At 62.0% G+C, this 16,820-nt stretch carries 13 protein-coding genes and 1 pseudogene; 3 read left to right on the forward strand and 11 right to left on the reverse strand.

Annotation, left to right across the window (positions count from 1 at the left end; translation table 11 throughout):
* Positions 1–186 precede the first annotated feature (186 nt).
* Positions 187–2,444: pseudogene (locus AC1DH9_RS05085) on the reverse strand (MGH1-like glycoside hydrolase domain-containing protein).
* A 141-nt stretch (positions 2,445–2,585) separates the two neighbouring features.
* Here AC1DH9_RS05085 and AC1DH9_RS05090 point away from each other — a divergent pair.
* Together AC1DH9_RS05090 and AC1DH9_RS05095 are read left to right on the forward strand one after the other, a co-directional pair.
* Complete coding sequence (locus tag AC1DH9_RS05090) at positions 2,586–3,449, forward strand: LysR family transcriptional regulator (RefSeq protein WP_054596993.1); 864 nt, start codon at positions 2,586–2,588, stop codon at positions 3,447–3,449.
* Between the two features lie 112 nt (positions 3,450–3,561).
* On the forward strand, positions 3,562–4,716 hold the full coding sequence (locus AC1DH9_RS05095; protein WP_427545705.1) for a sterol desaturase/SRPBCC family protein: 1,155 nt from the start codon (positions 3,562–3,564) through the stop codon (positions 4,714–4,716).
* Between the two features lie 80 nt (positions 4,717–4,796).
* On the opposite strand, the gene AC1DH9_RS05100 is transcribed toward AC1DH9_RS05095, so the two are convergent.
* The 9 genes from AC1DH9_RS05100 to AC1DH9_RS05140 form a co-directional block, all read right to left on the reverse strand.
* Positions 4,797–5,036, reverse strand: coding sequence for an HP1242/YdcH family protein (locus AC1DH9_RS05100; RefSeq protein WP_054596992.1), 240 nt, complete (start codon positions 5,034–5,036; stop codon positions 4,797–4,799).
* A gap of 221 nt (positions 5,037–5,257) precedes the next feature.
* The gene (locus AC1DH9_RS05105; protein WP_477807884.1) at positions 5,258–5,917 is read right to left on the reverse strand and encodes a DUF799 domain-containing protein; all 660 of its coding nucleotides are present in this window, start codon (positions 5,915–5,917) and stop codon (positions 5,258–5,260) included.
* Complete coding sequence (locus AC1DH9_RS05110; protein WP_427545701.1) at positions 5,914–6,285, reverse strand: DUF4810 domain-containing protein; 372 nt, start codon at positions 6,283–6,285, stop codon at positions 5,914–5,916. Before AC1DH9_RS05110 ends, AC1DH9_RS05105 begins: the two co-directional genes overlap by 4 nt.
* Before the next feature lie 30 nt (positions 6,286–6,315).
* Positions 6,316–6,990 carry a CsgG/HfaB family protein gene (locus AC1DH9_RS05115; RefSeq protein WP_347929798.1) on the reverse strand — a complete coding sequence of 225 codons (675 nt, stop codon included), beginning with the start codon at positions 6,988–6,990 and terminating at the stop codon, positions 6,316–6,318.
* A gap of 204 nt (positions 6,991–7,194) precedes the next feature.
* A complete protein-coding gene (locus AC1DH9_RS05120; protein WP_427545699.1) occupies positions 7,195–10,293 on the reverse strand; it encodes an error-prone DNA polymerase in 3,099 nt (1,032 codons plus the stop codon).
* Positions 10,269–11,684 (reverse strand): Y-family DNA polymerase, encoded by a 1,416-nt coding sequence (locus tag AC1DH9_RS05125; protein ID WP_427545697.1) that lies wholly within the window; start codon positions 11,682–11,684, stop codon positions 10,269–10,271. The genes AC1DH9_RS05120 and AC1DH9_RS05125 overlap by 25 nt, the downstream gene beginning before the upstream one ends.
* A gap of 7 nt (positions 11,685–11,691) precedes the next feature.
* Positions 11,692–12,309 carry a translesion DNA synthesis-associated protein ImuA gene (gene imuA / locus AC1DH9_RS05130; RefSeq protein WP_054596986.1) on the reverse strand — a complete coding sequence of 206 codons (618 nt, stop codon included), beginning with the start codon at positions 12,307–12,309 and terminating at the stop codon, positions 11,692–11,694.
* The gene (gene lexA / locus AC1DH9_RS05135) at positions 12,309–12,926 is read right to left on the reverse strand and encodes a transcriptional repressor LexA (protein WP_427545695.1); all 618 of its coding nucleotides are present in this window, start codon (positions 12,924–12,926) and stop codon (positions 12,309–12,311) included. The genes imuA and lexA overlap by 1 nt, the downstream gene beginning before the upstream one ends.
* A 47-nt stretch (positions 12,927–12,973) precedes the next feature.
* Positions 12,974–13,891 (reverse strand): LysR family transcriptional regulator, encoded by a 918-nt coding sequence (locus tag AC1DH9_RS05140; protein ID WP_427545693.1) that lies wholly within the window; start codon positions 13,889–13,891, stop codon positions 12,974–12,976.
* Between the two features lie 104 nt (positions 13,892–13,995).
* On the opposite strand from AC1DH9_RS05140, the gene AC1DH9_RS05145 reads away from it, so the two are divergent.
* The gene (locus AC1DH9_RS05145) at positions 13,996–15,741 is read left to right on the forward strand and encodes an amidohydrolase (protein ID WP_427545691.1); all 1,746 of its coding nucleotides are present in this window, start codon (positions 13,996–13,998) and stop codon (positions 15,739–15,741) included.
* A 24-nt stretch (positions 15,742–15,765) separates the two neighbouring features.
* Here AC1DH9_RS05145 and AC1DH9_RS05150 read toward each other — a convergent pair whose 3' ends face one another.
* Complete coding sequence (locus tag AC1DH9_RS05150) at positions 15,766–16,653, reverse strand: Dyp-type peroxidase (protein WP_427545689.1); 888 nt, start codon at positions 16,651–16,653, stop codon at positions 15,766–15,768.
* Between the last annotated feature and the right edge of the window lie 167 nt (positions 16,654–16,820).

Here is a 16,820-nt window from a genome sequence, read left to right on the forward strand (position 1 = left end):
TCGCCGTAAGGGCGAAACCCTAAGCGGCCGTTACCGCAGAAATGGATATGTACACCTGCGGGAGGTTGGTCGGCTGTCAGGCCGTCATCGCGAGCAGGCTCGCTCCCACAGTTGAACGGTGTACATCTGCAAGAGATGGGTCGGCTGTCGGGCCGCCAAGGTCAAAAGATCGCAGCCTGCGGCGGCTCACAGCAGCAACGCCACCAGCGCGCTCCAGCCGGTTTGATGGCTGGCACCCAGGCCGCGGCCGGTTTCACCATGGAAATACTCGTGAAACAGCAGCAGGTCACAGCTCAACGGGTCGGCCTGGAACTGCGCGTAGCCGACCATCGACGGTCGGCTACCGTTTTCATCCCGCAAGAACAGTCGGGTCAGACGCTGACTCAAACTGTCGGCTACCTGGGCAAGCGATGCCAGATAGCCTGAACCGCTGGGGTATTCGACCGAAAAATTTTCGCCGTAGTAGCGATGAAACTCACGCAACKACTCGATCAGCATGTAGTTGATCGGCATCCACAACGGCCCGCGCCAGTTGGAATTGCCGCCGTACAGCCGCGAACCGGATTCCGCCGGTTCATAGTCGGCACACAGTTTGTTGCCATTGATCTGCATGCGAAATGGATGCTCGGCGAAGGCTTTGGACAAGGAGCGAACGCCGAATTCGGAGAGGAACTCGGCCTCATCGAGCATGCGCTTGAGCAGGTTTTTGGTGCGCTCGCCACGCAACAGCGCGAGCAGTATCCGATTGCCTTTTCCAGGCTCGGTCCAGCGTGAAATCAGACTTGCCAGGTCCGGCCGATGATGCAGGAAACCCAATAAACGCTCACGCAAGCCCGGCAACCCTTCGTGCTCGTGCTGTTCCAGCACCTGCACCGCAAACAGCGGCATCAAGCCAACGATGGAGCGCAGGCGCAGCGGTTCGTTGACGCCATCCGGACGGTGCAGAACATATCGCCGACGCCGGTCAAGGCCTTGTCACGCTGATACACCCGCCAACTGGCCCAGGCATGCACCGGCGGGTTGGCATCGTCGAAACGCCATTCGTAGGCCGGCAGTTGGCCGTTGGGGTGCATGAAGCGGTCTTTGACCAACAACAGCAGTTGATGCTTGGCAAACCCCGGATCGATCAGCGCGTAAGCAACGGCCTGAAAGCCCAGGTCCCACGACGCATACCATGGGTATTCCCAGGTATCGGGCATGGAAACGATGTCGGAGTTCGACAAATGCCGCCAATGGGTGTTGCGGATGTTCAGCCGTCCGGGCGGTGGCGAGGGTTGTCCGGGGTCGCCGTCGAGCCAGCGATTGACGTCGAAGTAATACAACTGCTTGGACCAGAGCAACCCGGCCAGCGCCTGCCGCTGAACGTTACGCGCGTCCGGGTCCGTCATCTGTGCTTGCAGCACCGCGTAATAGTCATCGGCCTCCAGGCGGCGGCGTTCGAACAGTGCCTTGGCGTTGACCTTGGGCGCGACGGTCGGCGCAAAGCGCAGGTAGATGCATTTGCGCGCCAGTCCGTCCAGTTCGAGAATGAAATGCGCCGCGACCCGGGTACCGGCGTCACGTCGAATCGCCCCCGCCACACCGTCCACCAGATAATCGTTGATGCCATCCTTGAACGGGCCATTGGCGGGCACGCCGTCAAGTTTCGGGTGGTTGGTCTGGTTGTCACAGAACAGCCACTCACACCCCTCCTCGCCCCAGGCACTGAGTTGCCGGTCCGCCAGCCTCGGGTGCTGCGCCAGGACTGAGTCACCGGTCAGCGTCAGGCTGGGCATGTGCCGGTCACCGCCCCAACTCCAGGTGTTGCGCGCCCACACCTGGGGCAAGACCCGCAGACGCGCCGGCAGATCCGAACGGTTGTTCACGGTGACCCGCATCAACAGGTCGTCCGGGCTGTTCTTGGCGTATTCCACCGTTACGTCGAAGTAGCGGTCATCCTCGAACACCCCGGTATCGAGGATTTCATACTCGGTATCAGAAAGGCCGCGGCGAGCGTTTTCGGCCACCAGGTCAGCATAGGGAAACGCAGCCTGCGGGTATTTGTAGAGCATGCGCATGTAGGCATGGCTCGGCACCCCGTCGACATAAAAATACAGCTCTTTGACATCCTCGCCGTGATTGCCTTCAGCATTGTTCAGGCCAAACAGACGCTCCTTGAGAATCGGGTCGCGCTCGTTCCATAGCCCTAACCCGATGCACCAGTGCTGGGCCCGGTCGCAGAACCCGGCCAACCCGTCCTCGCCCCAACGATAGGCCCGGCTGCGGGCGTGCTCATGCGGGAAATACGTCCAGGCATCACCGTCGGCGCTGTAGTCCTCGCGCACGGTGCCCCATTGCCGCTCACTCAAGTACGGGCCCCATTCGCGCCAGCACTCGGCCTCATCGCCAACCAAACGCTGGCCTTCGACGGTGCCGAGAATGTTCGTGGCCGACTGCGCTGTCATGGGAACGTCCGTTGTTGTCCGGGATGATGTGCAGTGTAGAGCGTGGATTCGCCCCGGTGCACGCGGCGTCCTGTTCATTCAACTCGAGTTCAGGCGCGCGCTTGCTCTACACTGCGGGGCTCTTCACCTCAGCGACTGCTTATGGACATCGATCTCGCCCGTACCTTTCTGGAAATCGTTCGCTGCGGCAGTCTCGCGGCCGCTGCCGATAAGCTGCACGTCACCCAGACCGCAATCACCGCTCGGGTGCAGAAGCTCGAAAGCCAGCTCGCCAGCACCTTGTTCGTGCGCAACCGCGCTGGCGCTCGCCTGACAGCGGATGGCGAGGCCTTCGTGGTGTACGCCAATCAATTGGTACAGACATGGGAAGCCGCACGCCGGGATTTGCCGTTGCCGGAAGGCTACCGCAATGTGCTGCACATCGGCGGCGAGGTCAGTTTATGCAACCCGTTGATGCTCAGTTGGGCCCGCGAACTGCGCGAGAAGATCCCCAGCCACGCCTTGCGCACGGAAATCCGCGACGGCGAAAACCTGCTGCGCCAGCTGGAATTGGGCGTGCTGGATGCCGCGCTGGTGTTTCAACCCGAGTACTGGCCACAGCTGCAAGTGGAGCAACTGCTGGAGGAGAAACTCATCCTGGTGCGCCTGCCATCCAGACCCGAGCCTTACGTCTATATCGACTGGGGCAAGGAGTTCCGACGCCAGCACGACGCGGCGCTGCCGGACAAGGCCAAAGCCGCGGTGAGCTTCAACCTCGGCCCGCTGGCGCTGCAATACATCCTGCAAAACGGCGGCACCGGTTATTTCCGCACTCGGGTGGTCCAGACTTACCTCGACAGCGGCGTGCTGGAACGGGTGCCCAAAGCCCCGGAATTCAGTTACCCGACCTATCTGGTGTACTCGCGGGATCGTGACTCGGCGGTGCTGCAACAGGCGTTCGAGTTGTTGCGGGAACTGGTCAAGACCGACAGCGACTGGTCGCAGCGCTGGGATCCGTTGATCTGAGCAATATCCACACCCATTCGACGTGAATACCCACCCATTCCCGACATCCATTGGCTGAATAATTTCTCCACGACTAGTCTTTTGTTAATAACAACGACAACAGGTGATCGCGGTGAGGCAAACCACGCAGGCGTTTCGTGCTCGTTACCGGGCCGATATTCATCGGTTCTACAACCCGTGGCTGCACGGCGGTTTTGTGTTGGCCTTCGGTGTGTTGGGCATCACGCTGTTCTGGAGCACCGTGCACCAGGTGCAACCGCTGGAGTGGCTGACGGTACCGCTGACGCTGTTGTTTTTCAATTTCGCGGTCTACGTGGTCCACCGGCACCTGGGTCATCACAAAAAAGCCTTTGCGCGGTTGTTCTATGCCCGGCACGCGGGCGATCACCACAGTTTTTTCGCCCCCGGCTACATGACCTACGACACGGCGCGCGACTGGCGGGTAATTCTGTTTCCGGCGTGGCTGATCGTGCTGCACAGCCTGGTGATCACCTTGCCCGCCTGGTGGCTGCTCAAGCATCTCAATGGCAACGTCGCCGGGCTGTTCGCTGGCTGCATGATCCTCGGCTACCTGGCCTATGAGGTGTTTCACGCCTGCGAACATCTGCCACCGAACAATCCCGTCACCCGCCTGCCGTGGATCCGCCAGATGCGCCGCCTACATGCGCTGCATCACCGTCGCGAGCTGATGCAGGAGCGCAATTTCAACATCGTTTTTCCGCTGATGGACTACCTGTTCGGCACACTGTATTGGGAAGCCGAACCCGATCATTCGCACCTTCAAACACGGCGCGCGCCCATGACCCGCCTGCAACACCGGATCGACATCGCACGCGACCCGATCGCCGTGCTCGCCTACGCCAGTGCCGCGACGCGTTGGCCGGAGTGGCACCCTTCATCGCTGAAAGTCGACGGCCAGCCAGGACCACTGTACGCGGGGTCACGTTTTGAAGAGGATATTCATGCGGGGGGGCGAGCCGGCCATTTGAGCTGGGAGGTCGAAGAGTATTTGCCGGGGCGGCGCTGGAGTGCTCACGCTCAGGGTGATCATGGTCTGGAACTGCTGCTGACTTATGAATGCGCCAGCGAGGGTAGCGGCACGCGCTTCGTGCGCACCCTGGAATACCGTTTTAGCGGACGGCTGATGCGCCTGGCCAATCGGCTGCTGCTCAAGCGGCGTATCGAGCGCGAATCGGCGGCCTCGCTGCTGGCCTTGCGCGACAGGGCACAACGGGCAATCCCGGCCCACACAGGGTCAATCGCCTGACACGCAACACTCAACGTTGAATCAACACTTGCAAGCGGGCTGCCAAACAAGGGGGCGACACGACGCCCCCCCCATGTTGGTCACGTTCTGACAGAACCGTTCAAACTCCGGGATATTTCGTCTTTGATCGAAAGGCGCTTTGCCTTGAGCTTCCTCAATTCATCATCTGCCAGAGCCTGGGCTTCCGCCTCCAGGACCCGCTTGTCGATATCCGAATATTTGTCCAGCAGCGCGTTCAGGTGAGGATCATTTGCACGCTTTTGCTGAATGACTTCCTTTGAGCAGCTCAGGTCCTGATACAGGTCATGATTAACCGGCATGGAACACCTCCGTTTGTTGATCGGTGGCGAACGCCTTTGCGTGCGCTCGCCAGTTATCAGAATGGCCTCGCTCGGCGGTTGCTGTCGACTATCAATCAGACCAGCGGTGCCCGTTGGTCGGACGTGTCGTTATTGTCAGCGCACGGTGTTGGCGCCCTCACCCACCAGAATAGTCTCGCGCCCGCCGTTGTGTTGAGCACCGTGTGTCGGCAACCGGAATATCAGTCGGTACCGTACTTCGGCGATCGCGGTCCGTACAGCAGGCCCGCCGGGTGCCCCGCCGACAGCAGTCGTGCGCTGGTGATACCGGCAATCGGGTGACCGGCGTCGGTGGAGCTGTTGATGACCTGCTTGACCGCTGCAGTGATCAGCGCACCCAACAAACCGCCTCCACTGTTGTTGTTGCCCTCTTCGCTCGACGCGCTGGCCGAGCCGGTCCACAAGGTCGTGCCCGTCTTGAGGTCCACCAGTTTCGCGCTGGCGGTAACCACGGTTGCACTGGAGATCACCATGTAGCGAGTGCCGTAGTCAGTCACGGTAATGTAGAGCGCGGCATCGGCACCGAAGATCTCTTGCAGTTTGTTGGCCGGCGCCTGGTGGATGTCCGCCGGCGTGGTCAGGCCGTTCTGGTGGAACGTCTCGTCGACCAGCGCGATCGGCAGCACGTAGTAACCGGCTTCAGCCAGCGGGTACGTAACCTGCGAGAGCATGCTGTAGGACGCCTTGACGTCCGGCGAGTTGTTCAGCGGCGGCAGTACCAGAATGGTTTTTGGACGGCTTTGCTTGTAAGCCGAGTAGTCCACGGTCTTGGGGCTGACGCAACCGCCGAGGACGGCCAGGGCCAGCAAGCCGGCCATCAGTTTCAATGAGCKCGCGATCATTGGGCATCTCCGGTCTTGGCGTTTTTAAGCAGGAAGTTCATGTACGGCGTCGACTCGGGAAACAGGGTCTTCTCGGTTCTGAACTGCTGCACCATCTGATCGTCCTTGCCCAGGCTCAGGTACAACAGCCCCAGGTGGGCGTGGTAGCCAGGCGGCGGTGTCTTGCCAGTGGACTTGATCTTTTGCAGGTCGCGCTCCAGCGCTTCGGCCTGGGCTTCCTTGGGCTCCTCGCCTTTGAAATACTCATAAACCTGTGGCTGGTAGCCTTCCCACTGGTAAAGGGTTTGCGGACTGTTGCATCCGGCCAGCAGGCCACTCACCAGCAACATCGACGCCATCGGCGCCCACGACATATAACGCTTGAACATGCTTGTACCGCTCCTTGTCATCGACCTTGATCAGTTGCCCGGCTTCCATGCACCCGAATTCATGCCATCCACCAGGCGATTGATCGCCTCGCGCATGGCCAGGTCGAGCACCTTGCCGTTGAGGGTCGAATCGTAGGCAGCAGTACCGCCGAAGCCGATGACTTCACGGTTGGACAAGGCGTATTCACCTGCGCCCTGAGTCGAATAAACGACTTCCGAAGTGCTGATATTGACGATATTCAAGTTGACCTTGGCGTACGCCACCTGGGTCTTGCCGCGGCCAAGAATGCCGAACAACTGGTGATCACCGGTCTCTTTGCGGCCGAACTCGGTAACGTCGCCAGTCACCACAAAGTCGGCACCCTTGAGGCGCTGGGCTTGCCCCTTGATCGATGCTTCCTGCTGGATCTCGCCCATGTTGTCGCGGTCCAGCACGCTGAAGCGGTTGGTCTGCTGCAAGTGAGTGATCAGGATGGTCTTGGCCTGACCGCCGAGGCGGTCCACGCCATCGGAGAAGATCCCGCGCATGTAGCTCGAACGGTTGTCGAACTTGCCAACGGCCATCGGCACTCGAACACCGACAAAGGCCTGGCTGGCGCTTTCGACTTTTGCTACCGGCAGTGCGCGGGAGCTTTCGGTTGCACACCCTGCCATCGCGCCCAATACGGCAATCGCGGCCCCTGATACCACCATCCGAGAGATCATTCTCACTGTGCATTCCTTCTGAAAAACGGTTTATCCCGGCATGACAGCGGCCCCGCCACTGCGGGTTGCGGTGGCGAAAAAGCGATGGGGATTCGAATCGATAAGCGACGTGCAGGACGTCGGCGGGCGGCATTATGCCAAAGTGCCACTACTGATGACAGTATTTATATTTTCTGGCGTCAGTTTCTTGAATGGTCATGGCGACTAGTGGAAATCCCGGCTATGCACGCTGATGCCATTGAGCAACGGGCTCAAGTCGCTCAAGCGTCCGGCGATCAGGTGCCGGACCTCGCCGACCTTCTCCCAGCGGCCGTCGATCTTGAGCAGTTGCGAGCCGATCAGGGCTTTGCGTTGACGCTCGGCKAGGTCGCGCCAGACCACGACGTTGATGTTGCCAAACTCGTCTTCAAGGGTCACGAAGGTCACGCCACTGGCCGTGCCCGGGCGTTGGCGACCGGTGACCAGGCCGGCGACGCTGACGTTGCGCCCATGTTCGACCTCCAGCAATTCCCGTGAACTGCGGCAACGTCGGACACGCAACTCATCGCGCAACAAGGCCAGTGGATGCGGGCCGAGGGTCGTACCGACGCTACTGTAGTCGGCTTGCAGGTCTTCGCTCACGGTCGGTTTGGGCAACACCACGCACGGCTCTTCCTGACTCGGCAAACCGGCGAACAATCCAAGTTGTTTCTGCACCCCCGCCACTTCCCAGCGCGCGCGATGGCGATCACCGGCCAGCCTGCGCAACGCTCCGGCGTCGGCCAGTTGTTCTTGCGCCCGGGCATCGAGTCGGGCGCGTTCGCCCAGGTCGGCGATGTCGATGAATTCACTCTGCAAACGCGCGGCTTCGATGCGGCGCGCATCGTCCTCGCGAAAGCCCTTGATCATCCGCAATCCCAGGCGAATGGCCGGTTGTTCGCCGTCAGTCGGCTCCAGGCTGCAATCCCAATCGCTGGCGGCCACGTCCACCGGCCGGATCTGCAAATGATGCCGACGAGCGTCCTGGAGAATCTGGTCCGGGCTGTAGAAACCCATCGGCCAACTGTTGATCAGCGCACAGGCAAACGCCGCCGGTTCATGGCATTTCAACCAGCAGCTGGCGTAGGTCAGCAAGGCAAAACTGGCGGCGTGGGATTCGGGAAAACCGTAGCTGCCAAAGCCCTTGATCTGCTCGAAGATCTGCGCGGCGAATTCTTCTGTGTAACCGTTTTTCAGCATGCCTTCGCGAAGGCGTTTCTGGTGCGGTTCAAGACCGCCATGGCGCTTCCAGGCCGCCATGGAGCGGCGCAACTGATCGGCCTCGCCGGGACTGTAGTCGGCGGCCACAATCGCGATCTGCATGACCTGTTCCTGAAACAACGGCACGCCTAGGGTGCGCTTGAGCACGGCCTCCAGCTTTTTGGATGGATAGGTTGCTTTTTCTTCGCCATTACGACGCCGCAGATACGGGTGCACCATGCCACCCTGGATCGGCCCGGGACGAACGATGGCCACCTCGATCACCAGGTCATAGAAGTTTTGGGGTTTGAGCCGCGGCAACATCGACATCTGCGCCCGGGACTCGATCTGGAACACCCCGATGGTGTCGGCGCGGCTGATCATCTCGTAGGTTTGCGGGTCCTCGGACGGGATTCTGGACAGGCTCAGCTCCCGTCCGCGATGGTCGCGCAGCAAGTCGAAGCAGCGACGAATGGCGCTGAGCATGCCGAGGGCGAGAATGTCGACCTTGAGCAGGCCGACCATGTCCAGGTCGTCCTTGTCCCACTGGATGATCGTGCGCTCGGCCATGGCTGCGTTTTCCACCGGCACCAGGCTGTCCAGCGGCTGCTCGGAAATCACGAAACCGCCCGGATGCTGGGACAGGTGCCGGGGGAAGCCGATCAACTGCCGGGTCAGGCTCAGCACCTGGCGCAGCACCGGGCTGTCCGGGTCGAAGCCACCTTCGCGCAGGCGCTCCAGCGGCGGTACATCGTCGCTCCAATGRCCGCAACAATCGGCCAGCGCGTTGACCTGATCCGGCGGTAAACCAAGGGCCTTGGCCACATCGCGGATCGCACCGGCACCGTGGTAAGTGCTGACCACCGCCGTCAGCGCGGCCCGCGTCCTGCCGTAACGCTGGAACACGTACTGCAAGACTTCTTCGCGGCGCTCATGCTCGAAATCGACGTCGATATCCGGTGGCTCGTTGCGCTCTTTGGAGAGGAACCGCTCGAACAGCATACTCGTCCGGCTCGGGTCGATTTCGGTGATGCCCAATGCGTAACACACCGCCGAGTTGGCAGCCGAGCCGCGCCCCTGACACAGAATGCGCTGGCTGCGGGCGAAGCTGACGATGTCTTCGACGGTGAGGAAGTAACTCTCGTAACCGAGCTCGGCGATCAGCTTCAGTTCCTTTTCGATCAGCGCCATGACCGTGCTGTCCGGCCCTTCCGGCCAACGTCTGCTCAGGCCTTGTTCGGTCAACCGGCGTAGCCAGGAAGTCGGCGTCTGCCCTTCGGGCACCAACTCACGCGGGTATTGGTAGCGCAACTGGCCGAGGTCGAAAGTACAACGCCTGGCAATGACCAGCGTCTCTTCGAGCAACGACGCGGGATACAGCTCGCGCAACGCCTCAAGGCTGCGCAAGTGCCGTTCGCCATTGGGGTGCAAGCGCTGCCCGGCGTCGGCGACCCGCACGTGCAGACGAATCGCCGTCATGGTGTCCTGCAACGCACGCCGACCACGGGCATGCATGTGCACATCGCCGCTGGCCACCGCCGGAATCTGCAAGCGGGCAGCCAGGGCCTGCCGATCAGCCAGGCGGCGGGCATCGTTCTGCCCACAATGCAGCTCGACCGCCAGCCACAGCCGCTCGCCGAAAATACCTTTCAGCCAGGCGCCGTGCTCCAGGACATCGACTGCATCCGGCACCCACAACGCCAACAGTCCGGGCAATGGTTCACTGAAGTCTTCACGCAGTACCCGGTACTGGCCCTTTTCCGTACGCCGTCGGGCATGGGTGATCAGTCGGCACAGGGCCTGATAACCCTCAAGGTTTTCCACCAGCAGCACCAGCTTGGGACCATTTTCGATGCGCATTTCACTGCCGATGATCAACGGCAACTCCAGCGCCTTGGCCGCTTGCCAGGCACGGACAATACCGGCCAGGGTGCACTCGTCGGTGATCGCCAGGGCCTGGTAACCCTGACGCTTGGCCCGTTCTAACAGCTCAAGGGCACTGGATGCCCCGCGCTGGAAACTGAAGTTCGACAGGCAGTGCAGTTCGGCGTAGCCGGCGCTCATGCGAACCAGCCTTGCAGCCACAGCGGCCCGGCCTCGCCCACCGCACGATAAGCCCAGGCCTTGGAGCCTGCGCGGGTTTCGATCAGGTAGTAATCGCGGCGCACGTCGGCACCATCCCACCAGCCGGACTCGATGCGCTCCGGCCCCATGAGGATGCGCGCCGAGCCTTCATTCACGGGCAATGGTTCGGTCAGCAACCAGCCGGGACGTTGCACATCAGGCAGCGCCGGACAGGCCTGAGGCTGTGCATTCGGCAGCCATGCACACTCCGGTCGATGATCGGACTGAAAACCCAGGCCCTGCACCGCCTCATCCCCGAGCCGCGCACGCAAGCGCTCGCGCAGTTGCTCCCAGGGCAAGGACTGTTGCGGGCGCTCGTCGAACAGCTCCCGGCGCTGCGGGACGAAGCTTGGCAAGTCCTGCGCCGACAGCCGAAAACCGCGCACCGGCGCCTCGACCTGTACCTGTTCCAGCCTTCCGCGGGCCAGTTCGAAGAGCATCGCCGGGTCGCGCTCGGCACTCAGCAGGCCGACCTTGATCAGCGTGTCCGGCAACCCGGCGTGTTCCAGATGCAGGTCAAAGCGCTGCACGCCGCTGTCCCGGCCACAGAGGAACGCCGAAAGATCGCCGGTCAGCCGGCGTAAGGGGAACAGCAATGCCTGATGGGATTGCACATCGAAATTCAGCTCGATCCGCACATCGAAACGGTCCGGCGGCAGATAAAACCCCAAGGCCAGCGGCCGTTCGCCCAACATGGTATCGAGGTGCTTGAGCACTTGCGCCTCGAAGCGTCGGGCCAGGGTTTGACGCGGCAGCGCCTGAACCTGGCTCAAGGTGCGCAAGCCCATGCGCGACAGTGCGGTAGCGACCGTTTGCTCAAGCCCAATCCGGTCGACCGGCATCTGCCCGAGCAATTGCCGTAGAGCGTCATTGTCCGGCACCGCCAGACCGTCGTAGGCATTGGCCAGGACCCGTGCGGCCAGCGGGTTGGGCGCCGCGACCAGTCGATGGCGAAAACCCAGCGCCGAGAGCTCTGCGCGCAACCGCGCCTCGAACTGCGGCCAGGGCCCGAACAATCCCAGGCTCGATTCGATTTCAAACAGCACCGCACGCGGGTAATGCACGCTGACCTGGGAGCTGAAGCGGTAGGCCCAGGCGGCGAGAAACTGCTGCCAATGCTCGATTTCGGCCACGTCATAGTCGGCGCTGACAAAGGCCTTGCTCAAGGCCTGGGCGGCGGTCATCGACTGGCCCGGACGCAGCCCCAATGCCCGCGCCGGCGCATTGACCGCTTGCAACACCCGACGCTGCGCCGGGCCGCTCAGCAGCACCAGCGGTTCGTCAGGATCGCTGCGCTGACGCAACACCGCGTCCAGCGCCAGTTGCGGGAAAAGGATACAGACCCAGCGCATGCCAACCTCACTGCCCGGTGGCGAAGGCAATCGGTGCCGAACGGGCCAGCCCGCCACGGCACTTGAGCACCCTTAACTGCGCGGGTCTTGAATCGATGGCGATGCGCAGGGCTGCCGGCGAGGGGTTAATGGCGTCCTTGATCGAGCGATAGGCAAACGCCAGGGTCTGCCCGGTTTCCGCCGCCACCTGCAAACGGCGCAAGGCGCGGTCATCCGCCTGCTGCGGCCAGCACAACACCGCACCGCAACTGCCTGAACGCAGGCATTGTTCTGCCGCCCACAATGCCTCGCGGTCACTGGCCTGGATGATCGACAACTGCCGCAAATCCACCCCGGCGTTCTGCCAGGCCTGGGGATACGGCACATACGGCGGCGCTACCAGCACCACTCGCTCACCGGCAGTCGTCAGCCGGGCCAAGGTTGGCCATACCAGCTGCAATTCGCCCACACCCTGCCCGGCGACAAGGATTTCGCTCAGCGCCGCTTCCGGCCAGCCGCCGCTGGGCAAAGCCGCGTCCAGTGCCGCATGCCCGGTCGGCTGCGGGCTGATGCTCGGCGGCGCGGGTCGGCCTTTCCAGACCTGGCCGCCATTGAACAGCGTATCCAGCGCAACGACGGCGCCCATCACCCTTGCCTCACCAGGCCACAAAACACCCCTTCAATCGCCAGGTCCTGATCGGCGGTGACCACAATGGGGCTGTAGGCCGGGTTGCGCGGCAGCAACCGAATGCTGTCCCCTGCCCGTTCAAAGCGCTTGATGGTGACTTCACCCTCAAGCCGCGCAACGACGACCTGGCCGTTCCGTACCTCGGCACTGCGGCGCACGCCCACCAGATCACCGTCGAGGATGCCGTCGCCAATCATCGAGTCGCCCTGAACCCGCAGCAGGTAGTCCGGCGTACGCGAGAACATCGACGGATCCAGCCACAAGCGGCTGTGCACCTCGGCATCGACGCCCATCGGTGCACCGGCGGCCACCCGCCCGAGGACCGGGATGTCCAGCAACTCGGGGCGACGCGGCTGATTGAGCAAGCGAATACCGCGAGCCTGATGCGGATTGACCTCGATAAAACCGGCCTCGGTCAGCGCCACCACATGTTTGCGCGCCACGCTGCGAGAGGCAAAACCGAACGCCTCGCTGATTTCAGCGAGGCTCGGTGACTGACCTTGCTGCGCGATGCGCTCGCGAATAAAGGTCAGGATGGCGGTACGGCGGGGAGTCAAAGTCGTCATGGAGTACATTTGTACTCCTCTCGGGTTTTCCTGACAATAACCGCCAGTCGTAACGCTTAACCCAAGCTGCGTTGCCGCAGAAAATCCGAAATGAAATCGATGAAAACCGCCACCTTGGCAGTGGCGCGACGGTGGCTGGGGTACACCGCCAGGATGTGCGAACCGAACGCGTCCGGATCAATCTCGTAGTCGGCCATCAACCGCACCAGCCGGCCATCCGCCAGATACGGCGCGGCACTCCACAGCGGTGCGTGTAGCAGCCCGCGTCCCGCCAGCGCACTGGCCAGCAGCAAGTCGTAATTGTCGCTCTTCAGGCGCGGCCGCGACGGCTGGGGCAAGCTGAGCCGTTGACCGTCGCGCTCGACCCACCAGAATTCACGGCTCAGGGCCGCATGGTGATAGAGCAGCCAGTGATGCTGATCGAGGGTCTGCGGCGTCACCGGAACCGGGTTGCGCGCCAGATAATCCGGGCTGGCACACAGGGCCAGGCGATTCTCACCGACGACTCGGGCGATCTGTCCGGGCAGGTCGTCATGACCTTCACGCAACGCCAGGTCGTAGCCGCTTTCGAGCAGATCAACGAACTCGTCGCACAGGTCGATGTGCAAACTGATTTGCGGGTATTCATCGAGAAAACCTGCACTCGCCTCGTCGAGAAAGGCCCTGCCAAAGGCCAGCGGCGCAGTGATTTTCAGCGTGCCCTGCAAACCATGCTGCATCTGCAGGATCTCTTCGCCGACCTCTTGCAGGCGCTGCAACACCTGACGCGCGGTCTCCAGATAAAGCCGCCCGACCTCGGTCAATAACGTGCGCCGCGTGCTGCGCTCGAACAAGCGCGCACCCAGCTCCGCTTCAAGATGACTGACCGCTTTGGTCAGCGCCGACGGAGTCTTGCCCAGTTGCTGCGCGGCACGGCTGAAGCTGCCGTGCTCTGCAGTCGCGACAAACATTTTCAAGGCACTGAGCGTGTCCATGGTTTTTCCATTCAGGCAAAAGGGTTTTGCTGGTTTCAGGCGTTCTGCCCAGCGTGCCAAGCCACTAGTCTCGCTGCCAGACGAATAAAAACAAGGCACCCCACATGAATAGAGTTATCCCGACACTTCTGGGCTGCGCCGTAGCTTTTGCCTCGATGGAAGCCATGGCCGCCGCCGATCTGGTGTTGATCAACGGCAAGATCTTCACTGCCGACCACGCCCAACCCAAGGTCCAGGCCCTGGCCGTGCAGGACGGCAAAGTGCTGCAGGTTGGCAGCGACACGCAGATCAAGGCGTTGATCGAGCCCTCGACCCGGGTCATCGATCTGGCGGGTAAAACCCTGATGCCCGGCCTGATCGACAGCCACTCACATGCAATCTTCGGCGGCCTGGAACTGACTTCGGCCAACATGGGAGATGAACAGGTCAGTCTCGATGAGCTGGAAAAACGTCTGCGCGGCTGGCGTGACGACGGCAAGGCAAAACACGGCGATGTGCTGAGTGTGGCCGGCATGAGTTCGGCCTATTGGGCGCAAGCTGAAGCCCTTGCCCAGCGTTTCAATCAGGGAGAATGGGCGCAGGTGCCGATCGTGTTTATCGGTAGCGACCACCACACCGCCTGGGCCAACAACGTGATGCTCAAGCGGGCCGGGATCGATGCCGCGCTGATCAACACTCTGCCCGCCGCCGAGCGCGACACCATCGGTCGTCTGGCAAATGGCGAGCCCAACGGTTTTCTGGTGGACGCGGGGTGGGACCGGGTCGCTTCAGTCATGCCCAAAGCGAGTCCGGCGGACCTGTTGCGTGCAGCCCAGGCTGCGCTGCGGTTCAACAACAGTCTGGGCATCACTGCCTGGATGGACCCGGCCGCCAACGCCGCGCCGGGGGAGCCGGTGTTCGCCCTCAAACCCACGGAAAAAACCGTCGGCGTCCTGCCGGTGTACAAGGCGCTGTCTGAAACCGGGGCTATGAGCGCGCACGTCGCCGCGCTGCTGGTGGCCAGCCCGCGAAGCCGCCCGGCTGACCTCGACACATTGGACTCGGTGCGCAAGCAGTTCCAGGGCATCCCGAACCTGAGCTTGCCCGGCATCAAGATCTTCGCCGACGGCGTGCTGGAGTTTCCGGCGCAGAGCGCGGCGCTGATCGATCCCTACAACAACTCGCACAAACAGGGCGAGCTGCTGATCGATCCGGAGCATTTCGGTGAGTTGGTCAGTGCCGCCGACCAACGCGGCTGGTTGGTGCACGTGCACGCCATTGGCGACCGTGCAGTGCGTGAGTCATTGAACGGCATCGAGCAGGCACGCAAGGATCGACAAAGCGGCGTGACCCACTCGATCACTCACCTGCAACTGGTCAACCCCAAGGAGTTTGCGCGCTTCAAGCCACTCAATGTGATCGCCTCGATGCAGCTTCTCTGGGCCTCGGCTGACGAGTACACCCTGGACATGATCAAGCCGTACGTCAGCGCACTCGCCTTCCGCTATCAGTACCCGGCGCACTCGTTGCTCAAGCAAGGCGCAACGATTGCCGGTGCGAGTGACTGGCCGGTGTCATCGCCGAACCCGTTCAATGCGATGGCCCAGGCCATCACCCGTGTCGGGCCCAAAGGCGTATTGAACGCCGCCGAGGGCATCGACCGCGAGACGATGTTCTACGCCTACACCGTCAATGCCGCCCGCACCATTGGCCTGGAACAACAGATCGGCTCGCTTGAGCCCGGCAAGCAGGCGGACTTCATTATCGTCGACCGCGATGTGTTCAAGGTCGATGAAAAAGCCCTGCACGACACTCGGGTACTGAGCACCTGGTTCGCCGGCCGCGAAGTCTATGCCCCTGCTGCACAGTAAAAACTGTGCACGCAGCATCTGACTTCAGCCGATGCTCAGTGCACGCAGATCCAGCTGACCGTCCTTGAGCGGCGGGCACCAGTAGTAACCGCCGGTGATCGGCCGGCTCATGCGGTACAGACCGTCAACGACGCCGTCTTCCAGGCCACTCATGCGGCGCAGTTGGGCTTCGAAGGCGTTGAAGGAATGGCCGAAGGCCAGGAACATCAGGCCGGCACGATCGCCTTCGATCCACGGCATCGAGCGACGCACGATGAAGGCTTCAGGGGTGAAGCTTTCCTGGGCGGTGCGTTTGACGTGGGCGGAGATCGGCGCGTCGTCGAGCTCTTCGTTGTCGCTCTTGCGGCGGCCAATAATGTTGTCCTGCTCATGGGACGGCATCGCATTAAAACCGTTCAGGTCATGCTGCCACTGCTGGATCGCGGCGAAACTGCCACCCACCTGACCGTCCTCGCCCTCAGCCACCAGCGCTGCGGCAACGGCGGCTTCGTCATGGGGGTTTTCGGTGCCGTCTTCATAACCCGTCAGGTCGTGGCCACTCATGTGACGGAAGGCTTCGTTCATCTGCACCAGGCGCAAGGCTGGAGCCAGCGCGACTTCAAGGGCACGGCTGCGGTTAAGCAACTCGCCGCGATCCTCACCGTGCAGCCAGCACCACAGCGCGTGCTGGGTCGAAGGGTTATCGACGCCAACGCCAATCATCGCCGGGAACGGTCGCAGCCCCGCTACTTTCGCGTCCAGTGCATTGACCAGCGACTTGCCAAAACCGACCACCGCCGACTTGCCGTCCACCAGTTTCATCAGGTTTTCGAGCGCAGCCGGCAGAGCCTCGGCGGATTCGAGAGCGAAAAACAAATGACGTGCCTGAGGCGGAACGGGGGTGGCAAGGATGCCCGGCTGGTAGTAACTCATGAGAACTCCTCTTGAAAGGCATGAAGTTTACCCGGCACGCGGCGGTTTGTGTGTGTTGAAAGGTGCAAGAGCGGTGCAGACGCGAAACTGTGCTGATGTCGCTCACGTATTGCCGCCGCCACGATTCCTGTAGCAGCTGCCGCAGGCTGCGTTCGGCTGCGCAGCAG

Source organism: Pseudomonas sp. 05T35 (genome assembly GCF_056396605.1).

Excerpts from the sequence above, each read along its gene's own strand:
- AC1DH9_RS05090 (WP_054596993.1), top strand. The coding sequence starts at position 2,586 with ATGGACATCGATCTCGCCCGTACCTTTCTGGAAATCGTTCGCTGCGGC.
- AC1DH9_RS05100 (WP_054596992.1), bottom strand. The coding sequence starts at position 5,036 with ATGCCGGTTAATCATGACCTGTATCAGGACCTGAGCTGCTCAAAGGAA.
- AC1DH9_RS05110 (WP_427545701.1), bottom strand. The coding sequence starts at position 6,285 with ATGTTCAAGCGTTATATGTCGTGGGCGCCGATGGCGTCGATGTTGCTG.
- AC1DH9_RS05115 (WP_347929798.1), bottom strand. The coding sequence starts at position 6,990 with ATGATCTCTCGGATGGTGGTATCAGGGGCCGCGATTGCCGTATTGGGC.
- AC1DH9_RS05125 (WP_427545697.1), bottom strand. The coding sequence starts at position 11,684 with ATGCGCTGGGTCTGTATCCTTTTCCCGCAACTGGCGCTGGACGCGGTG.
- imuA (WP_054596986.1), bottom strand. The coding sequence starts at position 12,309 with ATGGGCGCCGTCGTTGCGCTGGATACGCTGTTCAATGGCGGCCAGGTC.
- lexA (WP_427545695.1), bottom strand. The coding sequence starts at position 12,926 with ATGTACTCCATGACGACTTTGACTCCCCGCCGTACCGCCATCCTGACC.
- AC1DH9_RS05140 (WP_427545693.1), bottom strand. The coding sequence starts at position 13,891 with ATGGACACGCTCAGTGCCTTGAAAATGTTTGTCGCGACTGCAGAGCAC.
- AC1DH9_RS05145 (WP_427545691.1), top strand. The coding sequence starts at position 13,996 with ATGAATAGAGTTATCCCGACACTTCTGGGCTGCGCCGTAGCTTTTGCC.
- AC1DH9_RS05150 (WP_427545689.1), bottom strand. The coding sequence starts at position 16,653 with ATGAGTTACTACCAGCCGGGCATCCTTGCCACCCCCGTTCCGCCTCAG.